At 62.5% G+C, this 22673-nt stretch carries 20 protein-coding genes; 3 read left to right on the top strand and 17 right to left on the bottom strand.

Going from position 1 to position 22673, the window contains the following annotated elements:
* Positions 1-618, bottom strand: coding sequence for a hemolysin III family protein (locus PspCFBP13508_RS09445; RefSeq protein ID WP_039757573.1), 618 nt, complete (start codon positions 616-618; stop codon positions 1-3).
* A gap of 141 nt (positions 619-759) precedes the next feature.
* Between PspCFBP13508_RS09445 and PspCFBP13508_RS09450 the strand changes: the two genes are divergently transcribed.
* Complete coding sequence (locus PspCFBP13508_RS09450) at positions 760-1680, top strand: LysR substrate-binding domain-containing protein (RefSeq protein WP_056786436.1); 921 nt, start codon at positions 760-762, stop codon at positions 1678-1680.
* A gap of 201 nt (positions 1681-1881) precedes the next feature.
* Here the strand turns inward: PspCFBP13508_RS09450 and madM are convergent, their stop codons facing one another.
* The 16 genes from madM to pilG form a co-directional block, all read right to left on the bottom strand.
* Positions 1882-2646, bottom strand: coding sequence for a malonate transporter subunit MadM (gene madM / locus PspCFBP13508_RS09455; protein WP_024014642.1), 765 nt, complete (start codon positions 2644-2646; stop codon positions 1882-1884).
* 5 nt (positions 2647-2651) lie between these two features.
* On the bottom strand, positions 2652-3044 hold the full coding sequence (gene madL / locus PspCFBP13508_RS09460; protein WP_016772756.1) for a malonate transporter subunit MadL: 393 nt from the start codon (positions 3042-3044) through the stop codon (positions 2652-2654).
* A 67-nt stretch (positions 3045-3111) separates the two neighbouring features.
* Complete coding sequence (gene mdcH, locus PspCFBP13508_RS09465) at positions 3112-4032, bottom strand: malonate decarboxylase subunit epsilon (RefSeq protein ID WP_137214297.1); 921 nt, start codon at positions 4030-4032, stop codon at positions 3112-3114.
* On the bottom strand, positions 4029-4649 hold the full coding sequence (locus tag PspCFBP13508_RS09470) for a malonate decarboxylase holo-ACP synthase (protein ID WP_137214298.1): 621 nt from the start codon (positions 4647-4649) through the stop codon (positions 4029-4031). Before PspCFBP13508_RS09470 ends, mdcH begins: the two co-directional genes overlap by 4 nt.
* Positions 4643-5428 carry a biotin-independent malonate decarboxylase subunit gamma gene (mdcE, locus tag PspCFBP13508_RS09475; protein WP_137214299.1) on the bottom strand — a complete coding sequence of 262 codons (786 nt, stop codon included), beginning with the start codon at positions 5426-5428 and terminating at the stop codon, positions 4643-4645. Before mdcE ends, PspCFBP13508_RS09470 begins: the two co-directional genes overlap by 7 nt.
* Positions 5425-6276 carry a biotin-independent malonate decarboxylase subunit beta gene (locus PspCFBP13508_RS09480; RefSeq protein WP_137214300.1) on the bottom strand — a complete coding sequence of 284 codons (852 nt, stop codon included), beginning with the start codon at positions 6274-6276 and terminating at the stop codon, positions 5425-5427. Before PspCFBP13508_RS09480 ends, mdcE begins: the two co-directional genes overlap by 4 nt.
* Positions 6269-6568, bottom strand: a complete 300-nt coding sequence (locus tag PspCFBP13508_RS09485; RefSeq protein WP_039757560.1) for a malonate decarboxylase subunit delta — start codon at positions 6566-6568, stop codon at positions 6269-6271. Before PspCFBP13508_RS09485 ends, PspCFBP13508_RS09480 begins: the two co-directional genes overlap by 8 nt.
* Positions 6568-7425 carry a triphosphoribosyl-dephospho-CoA synthase gene (locus PspCFBP13508_RS09490; protein WP_137214301.1) on the bottom strand — a complete coding sequence of 286 codons (858 nt, stop codon included), beginning with the start codon at positions 7423-7425 and terminating at the stop codon, positions 6568-6570. Before PspCFBP13508_RS09490 ends, PspCFBP13508_RS09485 begins: the two co-directional genes overlap by 1 nt.
* The gene (gene mdcA / locus PspCFBP13508_RS09495; RefSeq protein WP_024014649.1) at positions 7425-9095 is read right to left on the bottom strand and encodes a malonate decarboxylase subunit alpha; all 1671 of its coding nucleotides are present in this window, start codon (positions 9093-9095) and stop codon (positions 7425-7427) included. The genes PspCFBP13508_RS09490 and mdcA overlap by 1 nt, the downstream gene beginning before the upstream one ends.
* 397 nt (positions 9096-9492) lie before the next feature.
* Complete coding sequence (locus PspCFBP13508_RS09500) at positions 9493-9858, bottom strand: hypothetical protein (RefSeq protein ID WP_137214302.1); 366 nt, start codon at positions 9856-9858, stop codon at positions 9493-9495.
* Positions 9859-10371: 513 nt separating this feature from the next.
* Positions 10372-10842 (bottom strand): chemotaxis protein CheW, encoded by a 471-nt coding sequence (locus PspCFBP13508_RS09505; protein WP_137214303.1) that lies wholly within the window; start codon positions 10840-10842, stop codon positions 10372-10374.
* Positions 10835-16744, bottom strand: coding sequence for an Hpt domain-containing protein (locus tag PspCFBP13508_RS09510; protein ID WP_137214304.1), 5910 nt, complete (start codon positions 16742-16744; stop codon positions 10835-10837). The genes PspCFBP13508_RS09505 and PspCFBP13508_RS09510 overlap by 8 nt, the downstream gene beginning before the upstream one ends.
* Positions 16745-16755: 11 nt before the next feature.
* Positions 16756-18804: a methyl-accepting chemotaxis protein gene (locus PspCFBP13508_RS09515; protein WP_101161207.1), complete on the bottom strand. Its 2049-nt coding sequence runs from the start codon at positions 18802-18804 to the stop codon at positions 16756-16758.
* A 141-nt stretch (positions 18805-18945) separates the two neighbouring features.
* Positions 18946-19485 (bottom strand): chemotaxis protein CheW, encoded by a 540-nt coding sequence (locus PspCFBP13508_RS09520; protein ID WP_130910563.1) that lies wholly within the window; start codon positions 19483-19485, stop codon positions 18946-18948.
* Positions 19486-19495: 10 nt separating this feature from the next.
* Positions 19496-19861, bottom strand: a complete 366-nt coding sequence (pilH, locus tag PspCFBP13508_RS09525) for a twitching motility response regulator PilH (protein ID WP_039757553.1) — start codon at positions 19859-19861, stop codon at positions 19496-19498.
* 60 nt (positions 19862-19921) lie between these two features.
* A complete protein-coding gene (gene pilG / locus PspCFBP13508_RS09530) occupies positions 19922-20326 on the bottom strand; it encodes a twitching motility response regulator PilG (RefSeq protein WP_016772743.1) in 405 nt (134 codons plus the stop codon).
* 225 nt (positions 20327-20551) lie between these two features.
* Between pilG and gshB the strand changes: the two genes are divergently transcribed.
* Together gshB and PspCFBP13508_RS09540 are read left to right on the top strand one after the other, a co-directional pair.
* A complete protein-coding gene (gene gshB / locus PspCFBP13508_RS09535; RefSeq protein ID WP_137214305.1) occupies positions 20552-21523 on the top strand; it encodes a glutathione synthase in 972 nt (323 codons plus the stop codon).
* Positions 21524-21670: 147 nt separating this feature from the next.
* Positions 21671-22570 carry an energy transducer TonB gene (locus PspCFBP13508_RS09540; RefSeq protein ID WP_039757551.1) on the top strand — a complete coding sequence of 300 codons (900 nt, stop codon included), beginning with the start codon at positions 21671-21673 and terminating at the stop codon, positions 22568-22570.
* Positions 22571-22673 lie beyond the last annotated feature (103 nt).

Here is a 22673-nt window from a genome sequence, read left to right on the forward strand (position 1 = left end):
TTACAGGACATAAAACAGAATCGCGACAAAATGCAGCAAGCTCCCGGCAATCACGAACAGGTGCCAGATGCCATGGGCATGCCGCAGGCGGTGATCGAGGGCAAAAAAGATAATCCCCACCGTATACAAAACCCCGCCCGATGCCAGCCAGGCAAACCCCGCTGTGCCCAGTGCGGCAATCAGCGGCTTGACCGCGACCAGTACGATCCAGCCCATCACCGCGTAAATCACGATCGACAGAATCCGCGCCTCGGAGCGCGGTTTGATCTCTTGCAGGATGCCGATCAGCGCCAGCCCCCAGACAATCCCGAACAGCGTCCAGCCCCACGGCCCGCGTAACGTCACCAGGCAGAACGGCGTGTAGCTGCCGGCGATCAGCAGGTAGATCGAGAAATGGTCGACCTTCTTCATGATCGCTTTCTTGCGCCCGCGCACGCTGTGGTACACGGTCGAGGCGCTGTAGAGCACCAGCAAAGTGAAGGCGTAGATCGCCACGCTGACGATCTTCCATGGACTGCCGTCGAGGCTGGCAATCACCAGCATCCATACGCCGCCGATAAACGCGGCGATGGCTCCGACCAGATGGGTCCAGGCGTTGAGTTTTTCCCCGTGATACATGTGTCGCATACCTCGTAGTCACTACCGCAAGCGCGCAAGGCTCGGGCCTTGAGCGTAAAAGCGCAATGTTTCTGTTCAACCTCGCCTGCGCGGCACGCGGGAATTGGGCACAATCGGCCGATACCAAAAAGAGTCCGCGCCATGCTGATCGACGAAGAATTGACCCTGAAAAAACTCGAGGTGTTCCTCGCCTTCATGCGCACCGGCAACCTCGCCCGCGCCGCCGCCGAATTGCAGACCAGCAACGTCAGCGTGCACCGCGCCATTCACTCTTTGGAAAACGCCCTGCGCTGCCCGCTGTTCAAACACGAAGGGCGCAATCTGACGCCACTGGAAAGCGCCTATGTGCTGGAAGAACGTGCGCAGAAGCTGATCAACGACGTCGTCGACAGCGTGCGCCTGACCCGCGAAGCCGCCGGGTTCTCCGCCGAGCGTTTCAAGCTCGGCTCGCTGTATTCGCTGACGGTGAAGACCGTGCCGCAGCTGATCATGGGCCTGAAGATCCGCCGCAGCGAACTCAACATCGACCTGATCCTCGGCTCGAACATCGACCTGCTCTACAAGCTGAAAAACATGGAAGTCGACGCGATTCTGGTGTCGCTGGACGACAGCATCAACGATCCGGATTGCGAGCAGATTGCGCTGTTTTCCGACGACATCTTCCTCGCCACCCCGGCCGATTCAAAATTCGCTCAGCGCAGTGAAGTCGATCTGGCGGAAGTGCGCGATGAAACCTTCATCACCCTGACCCAGGGCTTCGCCACGCATCAGGACGGTGTGCGGGTGTTCAAGCAAGCGGGATTCGAGCCGAAGGTGGCGATGCAGGTTAATGACATCTTCACCCTGCTGAGCATGGTCAGCTCAGGGGTGGGCTACGCCTTGTTGCCGGGGCGGATTGCGGCGGTGTACGAGAATCGGGTGAAGCTCATCCCGTTGCAGGAGAAGTACCGCTTGCAGCAGCACATTGGCGTGGTGTTTCTCAAGGCCAAGGAGCGCGATCCGAATCTGCTGGCGTTGCTGGCGGAGTGTCGGATGTATGCCAATCGGCAGGCTGGGGTTTAGATCAAGATCAAAAATCAAGAGCTACCCCCTCACCCCAGCCCTCTCCCCCAAGGGGGCGAGGGGGAAGGGAGCAGATCGGGGAATGTTCAAAACTTGAGTTCGACTCGATATCTCAGGTCGGCGTATCTCGAACATCCAACGCGGTCAGTCCCCTCTCCCTCCGGGAGAGGGCTAGGGTGAGGGGCTTTTGGGGGTGACTAGCTAGCCCATCAACCCGCGCATCGCCAGAAACAACAGCGAAGGCCCCAGCAGACACCCAAGCGCGGTGTAGAACGCCGCCGTCAGGCAACCATATGGCACCAGCTTCGGATCGGTGGCCGCCAGGCCGCCGGCAACGCCGCTGGAGGTGCCCATCAAACCACCGAAAATCACCGCGCTGCGCGGGTTGTTCAGGCCGATCATCGGTGCCACGAACGGTGTCATCACCATCACCAGAATCGCCTTGATCAGCCCCGCCGCAATCGACAGCGCCATCACCTCGGAACTGGCACCAATCGCCGCCCCCGTAACCGGGCCGACAATGTAGGTCACCGCACCCGCGCCAATGGTAGTCAGGCTTACCGCATCGGTGTAGCCGAACGCCATCGCCACGCCGACTCCGGCGACGAACGAGGTGCCAACGCCGACAAACAGCGCCAGCACACCGACGAGTCCGGCGCGTTTGAGTTCATCGACGCTGACGCCAAATGCCGTCGCCACAATCGCGAAATCCCGCAGCATCGCACCGCCGAGCAGGCCGATGCCGGACAGCAGGGGAATATCCACCACGCCTTTTTGCCCACCGGTGAGTGCGCCGCCGATATACGACAGCACCAGCCCGAGCAGAATCGCAATCGCTGAACCGTGCAAACGGCCCTTGGTGAAGGTGTTGGACATCCAGTAGGACACCCACATGGTCAGGCCGACAATCAAAAAGCCGCTGATCAGACCGTAGCCGGTGATCACTTTCATCATTGATTCGTACATGGCGATTACCCCGCAGTCTTGGCAGGAGCAATCGGCGTCTCTTGCTTGTTGCCCATGCGTGTCAGCACCGGCACCAAGGCAAACGCGATCACTACGGCGAGGGTGCCGGCAAGAATCGCCATCGGCCCGCCTTTCAGCGCACCGTAGACATTCTGCTGCGCGGCCATGGCGACCACGATGGGAATGTAGATCGCACTCCAGAACTCCACGCCCTGCTCAGTCTTGCCCTTGAGCCAGCCGCTCTTGTAGAGATAGCTGCCCAGGCCGATCAACAGCAGCATCGCAATACCGACACCGCCGACGTTGGCCGGCACGCCGATCAGCTTGCCGAGCAGTTCACCGACCCAGATACCGACCAGCGTGCAGAAGGCGAGAAACGCCACACCGTAAATAATCATTGTTGTAGTCCTCAAAGTGCATCGTCGAATGTTGTTTTTGTTGTTCGAAGCTTGAGTCGCGGCGGTTTTAGAGTTGGCGGCCACCCTCCTCGCGCAACAGCGCTTGCAGGGTATCGAGGCGGGCACTGTCGAAGGCAGTGACGGTGCCCTGCTCGAACACCCGGCGCGCCAGCCCGGTCAGCACCGCACCGGGCGGCAGTTCGATCTGTAGACGCACGCCGCGCTCGTAGGCGCTTTGCACGGTGCCGCGCCAATCCACCACGCGGCACATGTTGAAAGCGAGGTCATCGCGCAGCGCTTCGACTTTGGCAACAGGCCTTGCGCGGCTGCCGCTCAGATAAGCGATCTTCGGGTTCTTCAGTTCAACCTTGGCGAAGGCGTCGGCAAGCGCCTGCGCCGGTTTTTCCAGCAACGGGCAATGCGACGGCACGCTCACCGCCAGCCGCTTCGCCACTCCGGCGCCGCGACTGCGCGCCAGTTCGGCCACCGCGTGCATGGCCTTGTTGCTGCCGGCGATGACCACTTGGTTATCCGCGTTGATATTGGCCAGATACACCGGCGCATCTTCGCTGTGCACTTGCGCCAGCAGGGTTTCGACGGTGGATAACTGCAAGCCGATGATCGCGGTCATGCCGTAGCCCTGTGGATAAGCCTGCTGCATCAGCTCACCGCGCAGGCTGACCAGATGCAGCGCATCGCTGAAACTCAAGGCTCGCGCCACCACTGCTGCCGGGTAGGCGCCGATGGACAGGCCGGCGACGTAATCCGCAGTCAGTCCATCCTGCAACAACTGCCGCGAAGCAGCGACACCGGCGATCAGCAGGCACAGCTGCACCGCTCGTGTCGTGCGCAATGCCTCGGCTGAATCAAGCTGCAAAACATCCTCGCCGAGTACATCACTGGCCTCGGCCAGCGTTTCCCTTGGCAAACGCTGGAGCATGCCCGCTTGCTGCGCGCCCTGGCCGGGAAACACCAACAGGCTGCTCACGCTGCCTGCTCCTGCGGGTGCCACGGATTCGTCACCAGTGCAGCCTGATGCGCATTTTTCAGCAGCACCCGGGACGAACCGCTGGCCCATTCCCGAAGCGCCACCGCGCCGAATGGGGTCTGCAATTGCATGTCGACCCGGCACACAGCCTGATCGAAAAGCTCCACGAGTTTGCATGCCTGATTGCGCGTGATCATCTGCGGCGCACGCAGAATCAGATCGAGATCACTGGCCGCATGCATCGCTCTGAAACCGCTGGCCAATTCAAACCCGACACTGCCGCTGACACCCCAGACCCAACCGCAATTGTCGAGCAGCGGTCGCAGCTGTTTCAGCGCCTGCATCACTGGCAAATCACGCGGGCTGTCGACATGACACAGCGCTTCAGGACTGACCCGCCGCGCGATCGAATCGAGCGGCATAAACGCCGCCAGCCGCTGCTCGCGCAACACACCACGAACGCCGACCGCGACCAGACCTTCCTCGCTCAACGCCCGCCGCACCACCACCGGTTGCCCAGCCGTGAGCACCTCGACTGCCCACTGCGGCGGATCCGCCGGCAACTGCGCTGGGGTCATGCCCCAGAGCAGATCGTGGGCCAGGGGCAGGTTCACCACTGCGCCCTCAGCAACTCACGGACTTTGCTGGAGGCGGCACGATTGCTCGCACCAAGGCGCCCTTTCAAATCAGTGCTGCTCACATCGCTGATCGCTTGCTTGAGGCACTCAGTCACCCGCGTCAGATCTTCCTCTGTCGGCTGTTCAATCTGCTGCACCGAGAGGGTTTCCCAGAGCAGGCCGAGGCTGGCGTAGCTGTCGATGTCGTAGGCCATCGGCGGCACGCTCGACGCCAGCGCCTCCAGTTCCTCGACACTGCGCAATGTCACCCGCGCCGCCGAGGCCTTGCCCATCGCGTGCACCATCACACCCGGATCGCGCAAAGCAATCAGGCGATTGGCCTGATAACCGTGGGCGAGAAATGCACCCGACATGGCCTTGCCCACCAGCAGCGCAATCACCGGATGCCCGGCCAGACGCGCACGGGCATAACTGTCCGCCGCGCCGGCCAGCGCCTGATGAATGCCGAGGGCTTCTTCGCGGCGGCCATACGCCTGGCTCGGCACATCGACGATGGCGATGATCGGGCGCTTCTGGGCGCTGTCGCGGTCGGCGCTGATCGCGTCATCCACAGCCTTGGCCAGACCCCAGCCTTCGAGCAGACCGACTTCGCCGTTTCTGGCGCGAGGGAAACGATTGTCCGGGTCGGCGACCACCGCGATAAAGCGGCCGAGCTCAGCGTCGGCGACTTTCAACGACGGCGGCAAACCTTCGACGACACTGGCGCCAGCGCTGAGCGCGTTGAACCAGTGCAAACCGCGCAATGAATAACCGCTCATGAGCGCTCTCCTTGATACAGATCGCGAACCACCGACGGTTCGATTTGCAGGTCAGTGTTCAGCTTGCCGAGGCGTTGCAGGAACCACTCGGCGCGTTGACTGCGCGGTTGGGCCGGCAAGCCTTGCTGGAGCAATTCACCGACCTGCTGACGAATCTGCGCTACATCATCGGCGACATAACGATCCACCAGACCACTGTGGAAACGCTGTTCGCCGCCGGTCAGGCTCCAGATGAAAGGCCGGTTGCGGGAGTCGTACTCCTCGATCCCGGCTTCCTGCTCGATGACTTGCGGGCCGTTCAGGCCGAGACGTGCCTCCTGAGTCACCAGCAAATAACTGCACAGCGCAGCGGCGATCGACATGCCGCCGAAGCAACCGACACTGCCGGCGACCACGCCGACCACCGGTTGGTATTGCTGCAAATCGACAATCGCCGCGTGAATATCGGCAATCGCCGCCAGCCCCAGATTGGCTTCCTGCAAGCGCACGCCACCGGTTTCCAGCAGCAATACGGCGCGGGTGGGGATGCCGTTGCGGTTGTCTTCAGCGGCCAGTTCCAGCGCACCGGCAATCTTCGCCCCGCCGACTTCGCCAAGGCTGCCGCCCTGGAACGCGCCTTCAATCGCCGCGATGACCACCGGCAAACCGTCGAGGCTGCCCTTGGCGATGATCACGCCGTCGTCGGCTTGCGGCACCACACCTTGGCGCTCAAGCCACGGCGACATGACCCGTTGAAACGGATCGAGCAGTTCGCGAAAGGTCCCGACGTCGAGCAAGGCTTGCGCCCGCTGCCGCGCGCCGAGTTCGACGAAGCTGTGTTTGTTGAGCAACGCTGCGCTGTCAGTCATGGCCGATCTCCTCGAAACCCTGTTCCAGACGCAAGCGCACCACCCCCGGTGTCGCGCCGAAATCGTGGATATCGATGGCCATCGCTGGCGGCGTGGTGCCGTCGAACATCCGCGCGAACAGGTGTTGCCAGCGCTGCTGCGCGCCGTTGACCGAGGTCTGCACGTTGATCGTCAGCTTGCCGGCCAGACCCGGTTCGATCAGCACTTCCAGATCCCCCGAGCCGACACAACCGACCAGCGCACGCCCGCGTGGCGGCTGCCCGGCGGGGAATTCAAACGATAGGTTTTCCATCAAAACGCTCCCTGAGAGATGCCGTCGCGCTCGATACGATCGAGCAGCAATGTGGCGGCGAGCAGGTCGGCGGCGCCACCGGGCGAGGCATTCAATGCGATGAGTTGTTGATCCAATTCGTGCAGGCGCCGACGACCGCTGAGGCTGGCGCTGCCGCCGGCATCGAGCACCGCTTGCGCGCCGGCCTGCATGGCCTGCAGACCGGGCTCGCCGGCGCGGTAAAGCACGCAGGTGTCGGCCAGCTCGGTCATGATCGCCAGCAACGCATCGAGCCGGGCGTTCTGTTCGCCGTGGCCGTTGGCGCGACTTTTGTGCAGTTGCGGCAGGCCGCGTTGCAGCACGGACGGGAAGCCCAGTTGCGCTTCCTCGCGAGCACCGCGTGCGCCGTAACGCTGAGCGACTTGTGCGCCGTGGCTGAGCGGTGTCGGTGCGTAGCGGTCGTCGAGCAGTGCCAGGCGTGCGGCACACAGGGCGATGGATTTCGGTTGCAGCGCGGCGGCCGTCACCAACAGTCCCAACGCCCAGATCGCACCGCGATGGGTGTTGACGCCGTTGGTGGTCACGAGCATGGCTTGTTCGCCCTCGCGACCGATGCGGCCAATCGCTTCGCGTAACGGCACACCGACTTCGCGCAGCTCCAGCGCCACCTCGGCCATTTCCTTGAACGCTGGCCACAAGGCCAACGCCGACGCGTGCATCAGGCCCAGGTGCAGATCGGTGTGCGCGCCGTTGCCACGACGGTCGACCAGCGCCGGTTTCGGCGACAGATCCGCTTCGTCGATCAACGCGTCCACCGCCAGATCGGCCAAGCGGTCAGCCAGAGAAAGCGGTTTCGCTTGCAGGTTGAATGCGTGCATTACCAGCTCCTGAATTTGGCGGGCGGGTTGTACAGGCCGCCGGACCACTCGACCAGATCGGCCACGCTTTTCGCCGCGAGCAATTCGCGCGTGGCGTCAGTGCGGCGGATGCCGAGGTCTTCGGGTAGGGCGATCAGGCCCTCGCGGCGCATGCGTTCGGTGTCTTTCGGGTTGTGCCGCAGGCCGATGGCGGTAACCCCGGCGACCGCTGCGATCATCGCCTGGCGCTCTTCCAGCGAGCGCGCCTTGTACAGGTAGGCGATGCCTTCTTCGGTAAGCAGGTGGGTAACGTCGTCGCCGTAGATCATGATCGGCGCCAGCGGCATGCCGCTTTTCTTCGCCACTTCCACGGCGTCGAGGGTTTCGACGAAGGTCGGTTTGCCGCCCTCCTGGAACGTCTCGACCATTTGCACCACGAGTTTCTTGCCGCGTTCGAGCATCGGTTGCGGCCCATCGGCGTGGCGCATGTCCAGCCACGCCGGAGTGCCGTGACGGCGGCCGCGCGGATCGTGGCCCATGTTCGGCGCACCACCGAAACCGGCGAGACGGCCCCGAGTCACCGTCGAGGAATGGCCGTCGCCATCGACCTGCAATGTCGCGCCAATAAACAGATCCACCGCGTATTGCCCGGCCAGTTGGCAGACCATGCGGTTGGAGCGCAGCGAGCCGTCGCGGCCAGTGAAGAACACATCCGGCCGAGCGGCGATGTAGTTTTCCATGCCCAGTTCGGTACCGAAGCAATGCACGCTCTCGACCCAGCCGCTTTCGATCGCCGGGATCAGCGTCGGGTGCGGATTGAGCGTCCAGTTGCGGCAGATCTTGCCTTTCAAACCGAGGGATTCGCCGTAGGTCGGCAGGATCAGTTCGATGGCGGCGGTGTTGAAACCGATGCCGTGGTTGAGCGACTGCACGTTGTGTTTTTCGTAGATCCCGCGAATCGCCATCATCGCCATCAACACGTGCACAGGCTTGATGTGGCGTGGGTCGCGGGTAAACAGCGGTTCGATGTAGAAAGGCTTGTCGGCGACCACGACGAAATCGACCCATGAAGCGGGAATGTCTACGCGCGGCAGCTCGCTGACGTCATCGACCAATTGGTTGACCTGAACGATAACGATGCCATCGCTGAACGCCGCCGGTTCGATCAGTGCGGGAGTGTCTTCGGTGCTCGGGCCGGTGTAGATATTGCCGGCGCGGTCGGCCATGAAACCGGCCGAGAGCACAACGTTGGGGATCAGGTCCACGACGAGGCGGGCGTAGAGTTCGATGTAGGTATGAATGGCGCCGACTTCGAGCAAGCCATCTTCGAGCAACTGGCTGATGCGCAGGCTCTGGGTGCCGGCGAAGGAGAAATCGAGCTTGCGGGCGATGCCGCGTTCGAACAGATCAAGGTGCTCAGAGCGGCCGACGCTGGGCATGATCATGTGCAGATCGTGGAGTTTGCCCGGGTCGGCCTTGGCCAGCGAACGCGAGAGGAAATCCGCCTGCTTCTGGTTGTTGCCCTCCAGCACCACACGGTCGCCGGGATGGATCAGCGCTTCGAGCGCGGCGACGATCTTGTCGCTGGGCAGCACCGCGCCATCGGCGAGCCCGCGCACCTTGTCGAGCCGGCGCTGCTTCTCGTCACGCCGCCGCGTCCAGCGCGAGTCGGGGGAAATTGTTGTTGTCATGCTCACTCCACGGGTTCGCTGTCGTGGAGCCAAGTTAGGCTTGTGTGATGAGGGCATCAATCAAGCTGGGTGGTGAATCATTACGCTGAGCGTAACGTTCAAAAGCTACCCTCACCCTAGCCCTCTCCCGGAGGGAGAAGGAACCGATAGGGGGATGCTTGGGAATGACGCCGACCTGAACCAGCCGTGGTGAATCCAGAAATGAAAAATCAACAGCCCCTCACCCTGGCCCTCTCCCGGAGGGAGAGGGGACTGATTGGGGGATGCTTGGGAATGACTCTGACCTGAACCCGTTGTAGTGAATCCATAATCGACTCGGTCATTCAGGTCGATGTAGGACGCGAGACACCTCGGTCGGCTCCCTCTCCCTCTGGGAGAGGGCTGGGGTGAGGGGCTTTCAGTCGGTTGGCACCATTTTGTCCAGCACGCGGTTCACCGCCATCTCCGCCACCATGACAATCTGCGCGATGCCCTGCAGGGTCTTGCGCTGCGAGCCTTCCACGGAAGCGGCGTGGTTGTGCAGCATCACCGTTGCCGAACCGAGGGTTTCACAAGCGTCGGCCAGCAAGGATTCGGTGTCGGCTTCGGGGTTGGCCATGTATAGCGTGTTGGGGGTGTACGGCGGGGCCATGAAGTCGGCGGCGGGCGGGCCGAGGTAATGGTCGAGGGCACGCTCGGCGGCTTCGTGGAATTTCTTGGAGTCGGGGGATTGGTAGGGCGATGCCGGGTCTTTGGTCGGTGGGTTTGGCGTTACTTTGAACATGAGCTGTGTTCCCGTTGTTGAGCGCCAACCCCTTGGCTACTAAACGAAAGGGAGGCGACTGTACGCAGGTTAGTAGACCGGGGAACTCAGCTTAAGCCGGCGCGCCGAAGCGCCCTACGTACAGCCACCATCAAGCTCAGATGCGGAACATCTGTGATGAATGCACGACCAGCTGAATTACCGCGGGCTACTAAACCCGATCACTGGGAATCAGTGACCCGATCCAAGTTACGCAGCATGCCCTGGGCGCACAAGCCGGCGGATTCTGGCGCAGGCGTAGGCAGCGGCGCAAGGATTTGTAGGCTGGTGCGGCGTAACACTTGGTGTCTTTAAACACCGGTAAGGATTGGTGTTTATTGAGCTACAGGAATTGAGGATCTACCTGTGGGATTGTGGTGATGCGACTGACGCTTTCGCGAGCAGGCTCGCTCCCACAGAGGTCGCCCGGTGTACACACCCTGTGGGAGCGAGCCTGCTCGCGAAGAGGCCATCCAAAACAGCGAAAGCCTTGGATCAGCGGGCCAAACCCGCATCCACCAACAACTTCTCCAGCCCCAACAAATCCGGCACCTTCGCCACCTGCTCGCCCACCTGCACCGCCGCCTGTTCCAGCGCACACAACGGCACATCCACGTAACTCAACTGACTGTCCAGCTTGTACGACCGAGGAATCCCCTGCACCAACAGGGCGATGAATCTGAGCTGCGGCAAGCCGCCCAGCGCATTCAGAATGACGATCCGCGCCCGTTCGCCGATGACGATTTTCTGCCCGCAGGCCGATTCGAAACTGATCAACGGAATCTGCCGCTCGCGCCACGTTACCCGGCCCAGGTACCACGGCGGCGTGTCGAGATCGAAGGCGCTGGCCTGGTAGTCGATCAGCTCGGCGATGGCGACATTGGGCAGGATCAGGTTGCGATCGGCCAGCGGCAGCAACAGCCCGGTGAGCTGACTGGTGCGCGGGTTGTGCCGGTGCTCATGCATGTTTCTTGCTCCACTGGGCGATGCTCTCCAGCAACACCGATTCCTGATACGGCTTGCCGAGGTAGTCGTTGACGCCGATGGCCATGGCGCGGTCGCGGTGTTTCTGCCCGGTGCGCGAGGTGATCATGATGATCGGCAAGTGGCGCAGGCGTTCGTCGGCGCGCACCTGGGTGGCGACTTCGAAGCCGTCCATGCGCGGCATTTCGATGTCGAGCAGCATCAGGTCAGGCAGGTGCTCTTCAAGCAGCAGCATCGCATCGACACCGTCCTTGGCGGTCAGCACGTTCATGCCGTGACGTTCGAGCAAACGGCTGGTGACCTTACGCACCGTCACCGAGTCATCGACGACCATAATCAGCAACGGCTTGTGCGGTTCGCTGTCGATCTCCGTGCGCGCCGGCTCTTGCGCCAGCCGCGCCTGCATCGCCCGGATCGGTGCGAGCAGATCCAGAATGAGCACCACCCGGCCATCGCCGAGAATCGTCGCCCCCGACACGCCCTGCACCGCCGCGAATTGCGGGCCGAGGCTCTTGACCACGATCTCGCGAGTGCCGGCCATGGCGTCGACCAGCACCGCAACATGGCGGTCGTTGCAATGCACCAGCAGCACCGGCAACGGCAGGTTCTGCCCGAGCAGTTTTGGCCGTGGCGCAGTCTTCAACAGCTCGCCCAGGTAGCACAGTTCATAACGCTGGCCGGCGTATTGATAACTCGGCGGATCCTGACGGAAGTGCCCTTCCAGATCATTCGGCAACACGCGCACGATGCCTTCGATGGTGTTCAGCGGGATCGCGTACTGATCCTCAGCGCACTGCACCATCAGCGCGCGGTTGACCGACACGGTGAACGGCAGGCGAATGCGGAAATGCACGCCCTGCCCCGGCACCGAATCGATGCTCATGCTGCCGCCCAGCTGACGCACTTCTTCGTGGACCACGTCCATGCCGACGCCACGCCCGGAAATCTGGGTGATCTTTTCCGCCGTGGAGAAACCCGGCTGGAGAATGAACTGCAACACGTCGCGGTCGCTGATCTCGGCGTCGGGCGCCAGCAGACCGCGCTTGATCGCCTTACGCCGCACGGCTTCCAGCGGCACCCCGGCGCCGTCATCGCGGATGTCGAAAACCATGTCGCCGCCCTCGCGGGACAGATCGAGGGTGATCTGCCCTTGCGCCGGCTTGCCCGCCGCCAGCCGCACCTCGGTGGATTCCAGGCCATGGTCGACGGCATTGCGCAGCATGTGTTCCAGCGGCGCGGCCATGCGTTCGAGGACGTTGCGATCCATCTCGCCATCGGCATTGCCGACCACGAATGCGACATCCTTGCCCAGCTCTTCGGCGACCTGACGCACGATGCGTTTCAGACGCGGCACCATGCGCTCGAACGGCACCATGCGCGTACGCATCAGGCCTTCCTGCAATTCGGTGTTGATCCGCCCCTGTTGCTGCAACAGGTTCTCCGCATCGTGGTTGCGGCGGTCGAGGGTTTCCTTGAGGTCGAGCAGGTCCGAGGCGGATTCGAACAGCGCCCGCGACAGTTGCTGGAGCTGCGAATGGCGGTCCATTTCCAGCGGATCGAAATCTTCGTAACCGAGGCGTTCGCCATCGACTTGCTGGCGGCTGAGAATGCGCCCCTGGGTTTCGGTGTCGAGGCGGCGCAACTGATCGCGCATGCGCTCGATGGTGGTTTCCATCTCGTTGAGAGCAATCTGCGCATCGTTGACTTGCTGCTCGATCCGTCCGCGAAAGATCGAGGTTTCCCCGGCCAGATTGACGAGTTCATCAAGCAGCTCGGACGAGACCTTGACCATGTCCGCGCCAGCATCGGCGGCCGGTGGCGCAGCCTCATGCTTGATCACCGGAGCTGGCGCCGGCGGCGCTTCAACCTGCGCCGGATGGCTGAAATTCTGGATCGCGTTGATCAGCCGATCGGCCGGCGGGCACGGTTGCCCGGCGCGCACACCATCGAGCATTTGCGCCAGTCGGTCATGGCCGCGCTGCACCAGCGCGAACAGTTCGGCAGAGGGCCGCAGCGCACCGCCAGAGAGGCTCTCGTAGAGAAATTCCAGCTCATGGGCGAGGTCGCCGATCGGGCCGATTTCGACCATCCGCGCGCCGCCCTTGAGGGTGTGCAGATCGCGCAGCAGGGTTTCGATTTCCTGACGGTTGCCCGGCTCGGCCTGCCAGCGCAACAGCGCGGCGCCGGAGCTTTCGATGATGTCGAAACCTTCTTCGAGGAAGATCTCCAGCAACTCCGGATCATGCCCGGCGTTGTCGTGTTCGAGCGCTGCGGGGGCAGATTCGCTGGCGGCCTGGCCCTGACGCAACTGACGGATCGCGTCGATCAGATCCTGCGCCGGAGTCAGCGCTTGATGCGCTTGCAGTTGCTCCAGCATCAGCGCCAAACGCTCATGACTGTGCTGCAACAAACCTTCGAGCGCGGCGCTGTGGCTGTAGCGTCGATCGACCAGCCCTTCGTAAAGATTTTCCAGTTCCTGGGCGAGGTCACCGATGACCTCGACCTCGGCCATGCGCGCGCCGCCCTTCAGCGTGTGCAAGTCGCGCTGCAATGACGACAGCGGCGCGGCGTTGTCCGGGTCCTTGAGCCAGCGCTGCAAGGCTTGCCCGGCGCTGTCGAGAATGTCCACCGCCTCTTCGAGGAAGATTTCGACGATTTCGTCGTCCGGCTCGAGGGCGGCAACCGATTGCTGCAATTGCGCGGTGGCGCTGCCCAGCTCGCGAATATCCAGGGTGCGGCTGCCATCGCTGCGGATCAGGCCCATCGCCGCCGGGTCGAGGCCTTCGTCGAGCAGTTCCTGCAAGGCCCGAATCCGCTCCGGTTGCGCGGTGATTTCCTGGCCGGCAGCGAGTTCGTCGAGCATGTTGATCAGCGCTTCGTGGGCCAGTTGCGCTTCGTGGAAAAACCGCTCGCTGACCGCCAGGCTGCTTTCTTCCACCGCGCCATACAGGTCGAGCAAGGCTTCGCAGAGGCCATCGACCGCCTGCAGATCGGCCAGATGCGCGCCTTCGCCCAGAGTGGTCAGCTCATCGAGCAAGGCGCTGAGTTCCTGGCGCTCGCCGGGGTGCTGCTGCCAGCGCTGCAAAAGGTTTTCGGCGTCGAGGAGGATGTCCATGCCCTGGGCGAGGAAGTTGTTGATCAGCTGCGGATCGCGCTTGAGGCGCAGGCCGCTGTCAGCGCCATCGGAGCTGGCTTGCAGGCGCTCGGCGAGCAGCGCCTCGGTGCGTTTGATCAGCGACTGCGCACCTACAATCGGCGCCAGCGGATCGTGTTTGAGCTGGCGCAGGCCGACGCGGAACAGGCCCTCGGCTTCGAGCAGCAGTTCGACCTCGTCCAGATCCAGCGGCAACTGATGCGCCTTGAACTCGCGGGCCAGTTGATCCAGCGAAGCCGCCAGTTCGGCCATCGGCAATACGCCGGCCATCGAGGCACTGCCCTTGAGCGTGTGCAGCGCCCGTTGCAGTTCGTCGCTGGCCGGCAACGGCACCTGTTCGGCGGCCTGATCGAGGAAACGGTTGAGGCTGGCGAGGTGGGTTTCGGCTTCTTTGCGGAAGATTTCCAGCAGCAGCGGATCAAGCGCGGCGACGTCGTCGGTGTCTTCGGCAGCCAGCGGCTCATCGCCTTTGGCCAACGCGTGGGCGCGGGCGGCGAGTTGGTCGACATCGCTGCGCTGGCGTTGGCGCTGGGTGGCAAATTCGTTGATCAGCTCGGGCAGCAGCAACACCGCGTCGTCGAGCAATTGGCGCAGCACTGCGCCGGGCTCGACGCTTTGTTCGAGCACGCGGTTGAGCAGGTTTTCCACCGCCCAGGCCAGTTCGCCGAGAACCAACGCGCGGACCATGCGCCCGCTGCCCTTCAAGGTGTGAAAGGCCCGGCGCAGTTCGGTCAGCGCGGCGCGGTCCTGGGGATTGGCGGTCCAGCGCGGCAGGTATTCGTGGAGCACTGCGAGGACTTCGTCGGTCTCCTCCAGGAACACTTCGCGCAGCTCATCGTCGACCGGTTCTTCATCGGCCGGCGGCGGCATCAGGCTGTCGGGGCTGTTGCGCGCCGGCGGGTTGAGCGCCGACACCGGGCTGGCGAGCACTTCGGCCAGCGACTGCACGACGTCAGGGTCGTCGAGCGCTTGCAGATCCTGCATCACCTGGGCTTCGCTGGGGCTGAGCACCTCATCGAGCACCGGCACCTGCGGTTCACCGGGCTGTTCGTTGGGGAAGAAGCCGAGGCTGGCGAGGCTGTTTTGCGCTACATCCAGCAAATGCTCGGCCGGTGCCTGCGGATCATCGCTCAGGCGTTCGAGGTAATACTCCAGGCTGCTGATCACGTCGGCCAGATGATCGAGTTGCTCCCATCCCGGTTCGTGGGCATCGAGCATCAAATGCTCGCGAATGAAACCGTTGCAGGCCTCGACCAGACTCGCTGCGCGGGCCAGCGGAATCATCGCCAGCGCGCCGCGCACCTGTGTCAGCAGCTCGGGCAGCGATTGCAGATGCTGGCGGTCCCAATCGGCGTCGATGTAATCGACGATCATGTCCTTGGCCTGTTGCAGGCAGATGCGCGCTTCCTTGATCACGATCTGATGGATCTGCGTCAGGTCGGTGGTCGGCAGGCGCGTGTCGTCGGCGCTTTGCGTCTCCACCGTGCCGACCATGCCGGCCAGCGTCGCTTCGACGTAGAGCAAGGCCCCGGCTACGTCCATGAGAATGGCGTCGTTCGGTTCGCGCTGGCCCTGAGCGAGGCTGAGCACCACCGCCAGTTGGTCGATGATGACCTTGCGCGGCTGGCCGAAACCCAGCACCGCGAGGGTGTCGGCAATCTGTCGCAGCGGCGCGAGCAGGCTGTCCAGATCCGAGGCGTGCTGGCGGTCGCTGCGCACGAACAGATCGAGGCGCTCCTTGACCCGCACCAGCTCTTCGCACAGCGCTGCCAGCACCGAGCGCATGGCATCGCGGTCGGGGCCGGCGAGGCGCGCGCGTTCTTCATCGACCATCGCGCTGTCGGGCAACGCGTCGTCCAGGGAGTAGCGATCTTTCATGGTCAGCATCTGCCCGGTGGGATGTTCGGCTTTGGCAATATAGAACAACAGACTTTTCAGCAGCTCGGCCGGCGCCGGCTGGTTGAGCCCGACGATGCCCTGCTCGAGCAGGCGCTTGAGCTCTTGGTCGGCGTCCTTGAACAGGCTGCGCAGCGCCGGACTGTTGGCGATGACGCCCTCGCGCATGCCCTCGACCAATGCTGAGGCGATTTGCCACAAAGGGCTCAACGGCGCATCGCCGCTCAGCGCTTCGAGACGGCTGAAGACTTTGGCCAGATAGCCAAGGTGCGTCTGGTCGTCCTGTTCGCGCAGCAGCCCGACCAGAGCCATTTGCAGCATCTGCCGCAGTTTGCGCAGCACGTTCGGCAGATCGGGCGGTTCCAGGGCGGCGAGTGCCGCGTCGCCGAGCGGCGCCAGCTCGGGCAGTGGCGGGCTGAACAGGCTGGTTTCCGCCAGCAGGCTTTCACCACGGGCGCTGCGCAGGTCGTTGATCAGTGGCAACACCACCAACGGCAAGTCACGGCGGGCGCTCTGCACGCGATCGAGGTAAAGCGGCAGTTGCCCCAGGGCTTGCAGCATCAGGTGCAGGGCTTCGTCGCGGTGCGGTACACGATCATGTTGCAGGGCTTCGACCAAGTGCTCCATTTCTTCGGCCAGTAACGCTGCGCCGTAGAACTCGACCATTTGCAGACTGCCGTGGACCTGATGAATGTAGGCCAGGCATTCGTCCAGCCCGGGGAAGGCCTGCGGATCGTCGAGCACGGCTTCGATCGCCTGATGCGCCAGCTTCAGCGTTTCGGCAATTTCGCCCTTGACCCATTCCAGGGCCACGTAGTCGTGCCGATCACCCATAACCACTCCACTCACGCTTTATCTGTCGCCGCCGGCAAGGTGAAACCGGACACCGAACGGCGCAACTGACTGGCCATTTTCGCCAGGTTGCCGATGCTCTCGGCGGTGGCCGTGGACCCCGACGAGGTTTGCGAGGTGATCTGCTGGATCACGTTCATCGTCAGCGAGATCTGCCCGGCCGAAGACGTCTGCTGTTGCGCCGCGTTGGAAATGCTCTGGATCAGCGCCGCGAGGGTCTTGGACACGCCTTCGATTTCTTCCAGGGCCACACCGGCATCCTGCGCCAGTCGCGCGCCGCGCACCACTTCGGTGGTGGTCTGCTCCATGGAAATCACCGCTTCGTTGGTGTCGGCCTGAATCGCCCGCACCAGGGTTTCGATCTGCCGGGTCGCGGCGGACGAACGCTCGGCCAGCCGCTGCACTTCGTCGGCAACCACGGCAAACCCGCGCCCGGCATCCCCGGCCATCGATGCCTGGATCGCTGCGTTGAGGGCGAGGATGTTGGTCTGGTCGGCGATGTCGTCGATCAGGCTGACGATGTCGCCGATTTCCTGGGACGACTCGCCGAGGCGCTTGATGCGCTTGGCGGTGTCCTGAATCTGTTCGCGGATGTTGTCCATGCCGTGGATGGTGTTGTGCACCACCTCGTTGCCCTTGTTGGCGATTTCCACGGAACGCTCGGCCACCGCCGACGATTCGGCAGCGTTGGCCGAGACCTGATCGATGGACTCGGCCATGTCGCTGATGGCTGTCGAGGCTTCGGAAATCTGCTGCGCCTGTTGCTCCGAGGCCTGGGCCAGATGCATGGCGGTGGCTTGGGTTTCCTGCACCGCAGCGGCAACCTGGCCGGCGGTGAGGTTGATGGTCGCCACAAGATCGCGCAACTGGTCGACGGAATAGTTGATCGAGTCGGCGATGGTGCCGGTGAAGTCTTCGGTCACCGAAGCGGTCACGGTGAGGTCGCCATCGGCGAGGTCTTCGATTTCGTCGAGCAGGCGCATGATCGCGTTCTGGTTGCGCTCGTTCTTCTCGGCGGTTTCACGCAATTGGCGATTGGTTTCGCGCACCATCACCAGACCGATGAGGATGATCGAGGCCAGCGCCAGCAAGCCCAGCACATAGCCGCCAATGGTGTCGGTGTTACGCCCGCCGGCCAGGTGCTCGAACCCGGTGGCCAGATGCGAGGCTTCGTCGAGCAGGGTTTGCGACAGGGTGAAGATGTTGCTCGCCGATTCGCGCACCTTGAACAGCTCTGGCGAAGTTTCGAGGATTTCATCCACGGAGCCGGAAACGAACTGGAACAGCTCGGAGATTTCGCTCAAACGCGCACGGGCGTCGCGGTCTTCGACCTGGCTGATTTTCAGCGCCGGGTTGCCCTGCAACATGCCGTTGAGCACCAGACCGAAACGCGCGGCATCACGACCAAACGCGTCGGCGGCCTGCTGCGAGTTTTCGTCACCGGCGAGCACGGTGTTGACTGCGCCAAGAATGCGTTCAGCCAGTAGCGATTGCCGTTGCGCCATCGCTACCTGCGCCGCTGGGGCGCCGCGCTGGAGGAGGATTTCCACGACTTTTTCGTATTCGATCTGCAACTGCGGCACGGTTTCGGCCAGCGTCGCGGCGACCTGATGCAGCGACAGCACGGTCTGTTCACTGGTGAGGATCGCGTCGGTGTTTTTCAGCAGGCGTTCCCAGTCCATCTGCACCGCGCGCATTTCCGGGCGCACGGCGACGGGTGCCGGTGGCAGGCCGGTGTTCGGGTCACCTTTCTTCAGGTAACCCCAGCGCTGGGCGAAATCGTTGCGCGCATCACTGAGCAACTTGAACGCCGCCGCTTTGCCCGCCGCCGCTTCGGTGGCGTTTTTGGCAATGCGTTGCGAGAGCACGCGCAGCTCACCGGCATGGCCGATGTACTGCTTGTCGTAGTTCGCCTGGGTGTTGAGGTACGCGAAGTTGGCGAACAGCAGCATGATGAACACGATCAGTGCGATAAACAGCACGATGATCTGCGCACGACTGCGCGATGCTTCTGCCGACTTGCCTGTTTTTGCTGTTGTCATCGGTCCTCGCCTATGAAACCTGCCATGGCCTCTTGTGGGAGCGAGCCTGCTCGCGAAGGCGGTGGGTCAGCCAGCATCAATGTAAAGGGCAGACCGCATTCGCGAGCAGGCTCGCTCCCACAGGGGACGGTGTTGAATCTGTTATATCGCCACACCCATGAACACCGGGGATCTGGCCAGTGCAAACAGGCTGAACACCCGCCAGTTCTGTTCGCGGCGGAAATAGCCTTTGACGAATTCGGCCTTGGAGCCCTGGCGCTTGCTGATCGACAGCGGCTCGAAACTGCCCTGCTCGAAATGCTGCAAGCCGATGACTTCGTCGACCATTACCCCGGCGAACACGTCTTCATGCTCCACCACCAATACCCGCCGTTGTTTGCGCAGCGGCGACAGCTCATGGCCGAAGAACCCGCACAGGTCCATGATCGGCAGCAGCCGCCCGCGCAGGTTAGCCACACCCTTGACCCACGGCTTGACCCCGGGCAACTGGGTGAAGCGCGGTTCATGCAGGACTTCGCTGACTTCGCCCATCGGCGCCACATACCAATGCTCGCCGAGGCGAAAGCCGATGCCGCTCCAGCGATCCGGGCGCGCCGCTTGCGACGGCAGGTCCGCTGCCAGCAGGCGGCAGCGCTGGTCGATCTGCCAGAGCAGTTCGAACGCGGTCAGCGATTCGTTCATGATCGCGCGATCAGCCTTTGAGGACGTTGTTCAGGGTCTTGATCAGGGTGTCTTCGTCGACCGGTTTGGTCAGGTAATCCTTGGCGCCCTGGCGGGTGCCCCAGACTTTGTCGGTCTCCTGATCCTTGGTGGTGATGATGATCACCGGGATGTGCGCGGTATCGGCATCCTTGGTCAACTGGCGGGTCGCCTGAAAACCGTTGAGGCCGGGCATGACGATGTCCATCAGCACCGCGTCGGGTTTTTCCTGACGGGCCAGGGCCACGCCGTCGGCGCCGTTCTCGGCCTTGAGCACTTCATGGCCGTGCTTTTCGAGCATGCCGGTGAGTTTGTACATTTCAGTCGGCGAATCATCGACGATCAGGATACGTGCCATGGTCTTCCCCATTTTTCTGGTCGACTGCCGGCCCGCTGGCCGAGCGTCACTGTGCGTGTCTTACTGCGGCAAAACGGCGGCGAAGCCCGGAACATGGGCCTGGATCGCGTTGAGCAGTTCTTCTTTGCTGAACGGTTTGGTCAGAAATTGATCAGAACCGACAATCCGCCCCTTGGCCTTGTCGAACAGACCGTCCCTGGACGACAGCATGATCACCGGCGTCGCCTTGAAGGCGCTGTTGTTCTTGATCAGGGCGCAGGTCTGATAACCGTCCAGACGCGGCATCATGATGTCGACAAAGATGATCCCGGGATGGTGGTCGGCAATCTTGGCCAGCGCATCGAAACCGTCGATTGCGGTGATCACTTCGCAACCGACATTCTTCAACAATGTTTCGGCGGTGCGGCGAATCGTTTTCGAGTCGTCGATCACCATGACCTTCAAGGCGCTGGACTGCTGTTCCATAAGAGGGTTCTACCGTCGCCTTTGCGAATCAAATTGTCCGTTTTGCTGTGAATAATGGCCTGAAACCCTTGAAACCCATGGGGCGGCGCGATCTGCCAGCCTTTTTAGCACAGTCTCCAGATGCAATCTATCGACGGGTTTTTCCTTGACCCGAAACCCGCCCGGCGCCACTCTGGCGGCACTTTTTCAATACCGATCCGGTAGCCAAATTTCGAGGAAAACCCAATGAGCGTTCGCGTCGGGATTGTCATGGACCCTATCGCCAGCATCTCCTATAAAAAGGATAGCTCGCTGGCCATGCTGCTGGCCGCGCAGAAGCGTGGCTGGGAACTGTTCTACATGGAACAGAAAGACCTGTATCAGGCCGAAGGCCAGGCGCGGGCGCGGATGAGTCCGCTGAAAGTCTTCGCCAATCCGGACAAATGGTTCGAACTGGACGCCGAGCAGGACAACCTGCTGAGCGATCTGGACGTGATCCTGATGCGCAAGGATCCGCCGTTCGACATGGAATTCGTCTATTCCACTTATCTGCTGGAACAGGCCGAAGCCGCCGGCGTGCTGGTGGTAAACAAGCCGCAGAGCCTGCGCGACTGCAATGAAAAACTGTTCGCTACGCTGTTCCCGCAGTGCACGCCGCCGACCATCGTCAGCCGCCGCCCGGACGTATTGCGTCAGTTCGCCGACCATCACGGTGACGTGATCCTCAAGCCGCTGGACGGCATGGGCGGTTCGTCGATCTTCCGCCATACCGCCGGCCACCCGAACCTCTCGGTGATCCTCGAAACCCTGACCCTGCACGGCAAGCAGCAGATCATGATTCAGGGCTACCTGCCGGCGATCGTCGATGGCGACAAGCGCATCCTGATGATCGATGGCGAGCCGGTGGATTACTGCCTGGCGCGGATCCCGGCCATGGGCGAAACCCGTGGCAACCTCGCCGCCGGTGGCCGTGGCGAAGCGCGTCCGCTGACCGAGAAGGATCGCTGGATCGCCGCCCAGGTCGGCCCGACCCTGCGCGAGAAAGGCCTGCTGTTCGTCGGCCTCGACGTGATCGGCGAGCACCTGACCGAAATCAACGTCACCAGCCCGACCTGCATCCGCGAAATCGACAATGCCTTCGGCACCGACATCGGCGGCATGCTGATGGATGCTATCGAAAAGCAGCTGCAAGCTTCGAGCCGCAAGCCTCAAGCTTGAAGCCGCCCGCGTCAGCTTGAAGCTTGAAGCTTGAAGCTTGAAGCTTGAAGCTTGCGGCTCGTCGCTTGCTTCTCTGTCACTTGCAGCTAAAAACCAACATTGCGTTATCATGCCGAGCCCAAAAAAAGCGATGTTGGTTTTTCTACGATGACTCTGCCGTCCGATCTGCCCGCTGAACTCGCCCATCGTGGCGTGCGCCCGGCCGATCGCCTCGGTTTTACCCTGTTTCTGGCGGCGCTGATTCACCTGGCGCTGCTGCTCGGCGTCGGCTTCACCATGGTCGAGCCGCAGCAGATCAGCAAAACCCTGGAAATCACCCTGGCCACCTTCAAGGCCGAGAAAAAGCCGGAAAAGGCGGATTTTCTCGCCCAGGAAAACCAGGAAGGCAGCGGCACGCTGGACAAGAAGGCCCTGCCCAAGACCACCGAAGTCGCGCCGTTCCAGGACAATCAGGTCAAAAAGGTCACCCCGCCGCCCGCCGCCAAGCCAGTGGTGCAGGAAGCCGCACCCAAGGCAGCGGTGACCACCGTCGCGCCGAAACCGAAAAAGGCGCCGACCAAGAAAGAAGAAAGCAAAACCGAAGTCAAACCGACCGTCGACGCGCCGGTGTTCGACAGCTCGCAGCTGTCCAGCGACATCGCCAGCCTCGAGGCGGAGCTGGCCAAGGAACAACAGCTGTACGCCAAGCGCCCGCGCATCCACCGCTTGAGCGCGGCCTCGACCATGCGTGACAAGGGCGCCTGGTACAAGGACGACTGGCGCAAGAAGGTCGAACGCATCGGCAACCTCAACTACCCCGAAGAAGCCCGACGCAAGCAGATCTACGGCAATTTGCGCCTGATGGTCTCGATCAACCGCGACGGCTCGCTGTATGAAGTGCTGGTGCTGGAATCCTCCGGCCAGCCGCTGCTCGATCAGGCGGCGCAGCGCATCGTCCGCCTGGCCGCGCCGTTTGCACCGTTTACCGGCGATCTGTCGGACATCGACCGCCTGGAAATCATCCGCACCTGGAAATTTGCCAGGGGCGACAAGCTCTCCAGCAATTAAAGACCCTGCAAACCCTGTGGGAGCGAGCCTGCTCGCGAATGCGGTGTGTCATTCAATATTAATGTGACTGGTCCACCGCATTCGCGAGCAGGCTCGCTCCCAC

This window comes from Pseudomonas sp. CFBP13508 (assembly GCF_005233515.1).
In the GTDB taxonomy this organism is placed as follows: domain Bacteria; phylum Pseudomonadota; class Gammaproteobacteria; order Pseudomonadales; family Pseudomonadaceae; genus Aquipseudomonas; species Aquipseudomonas mercuritolerans.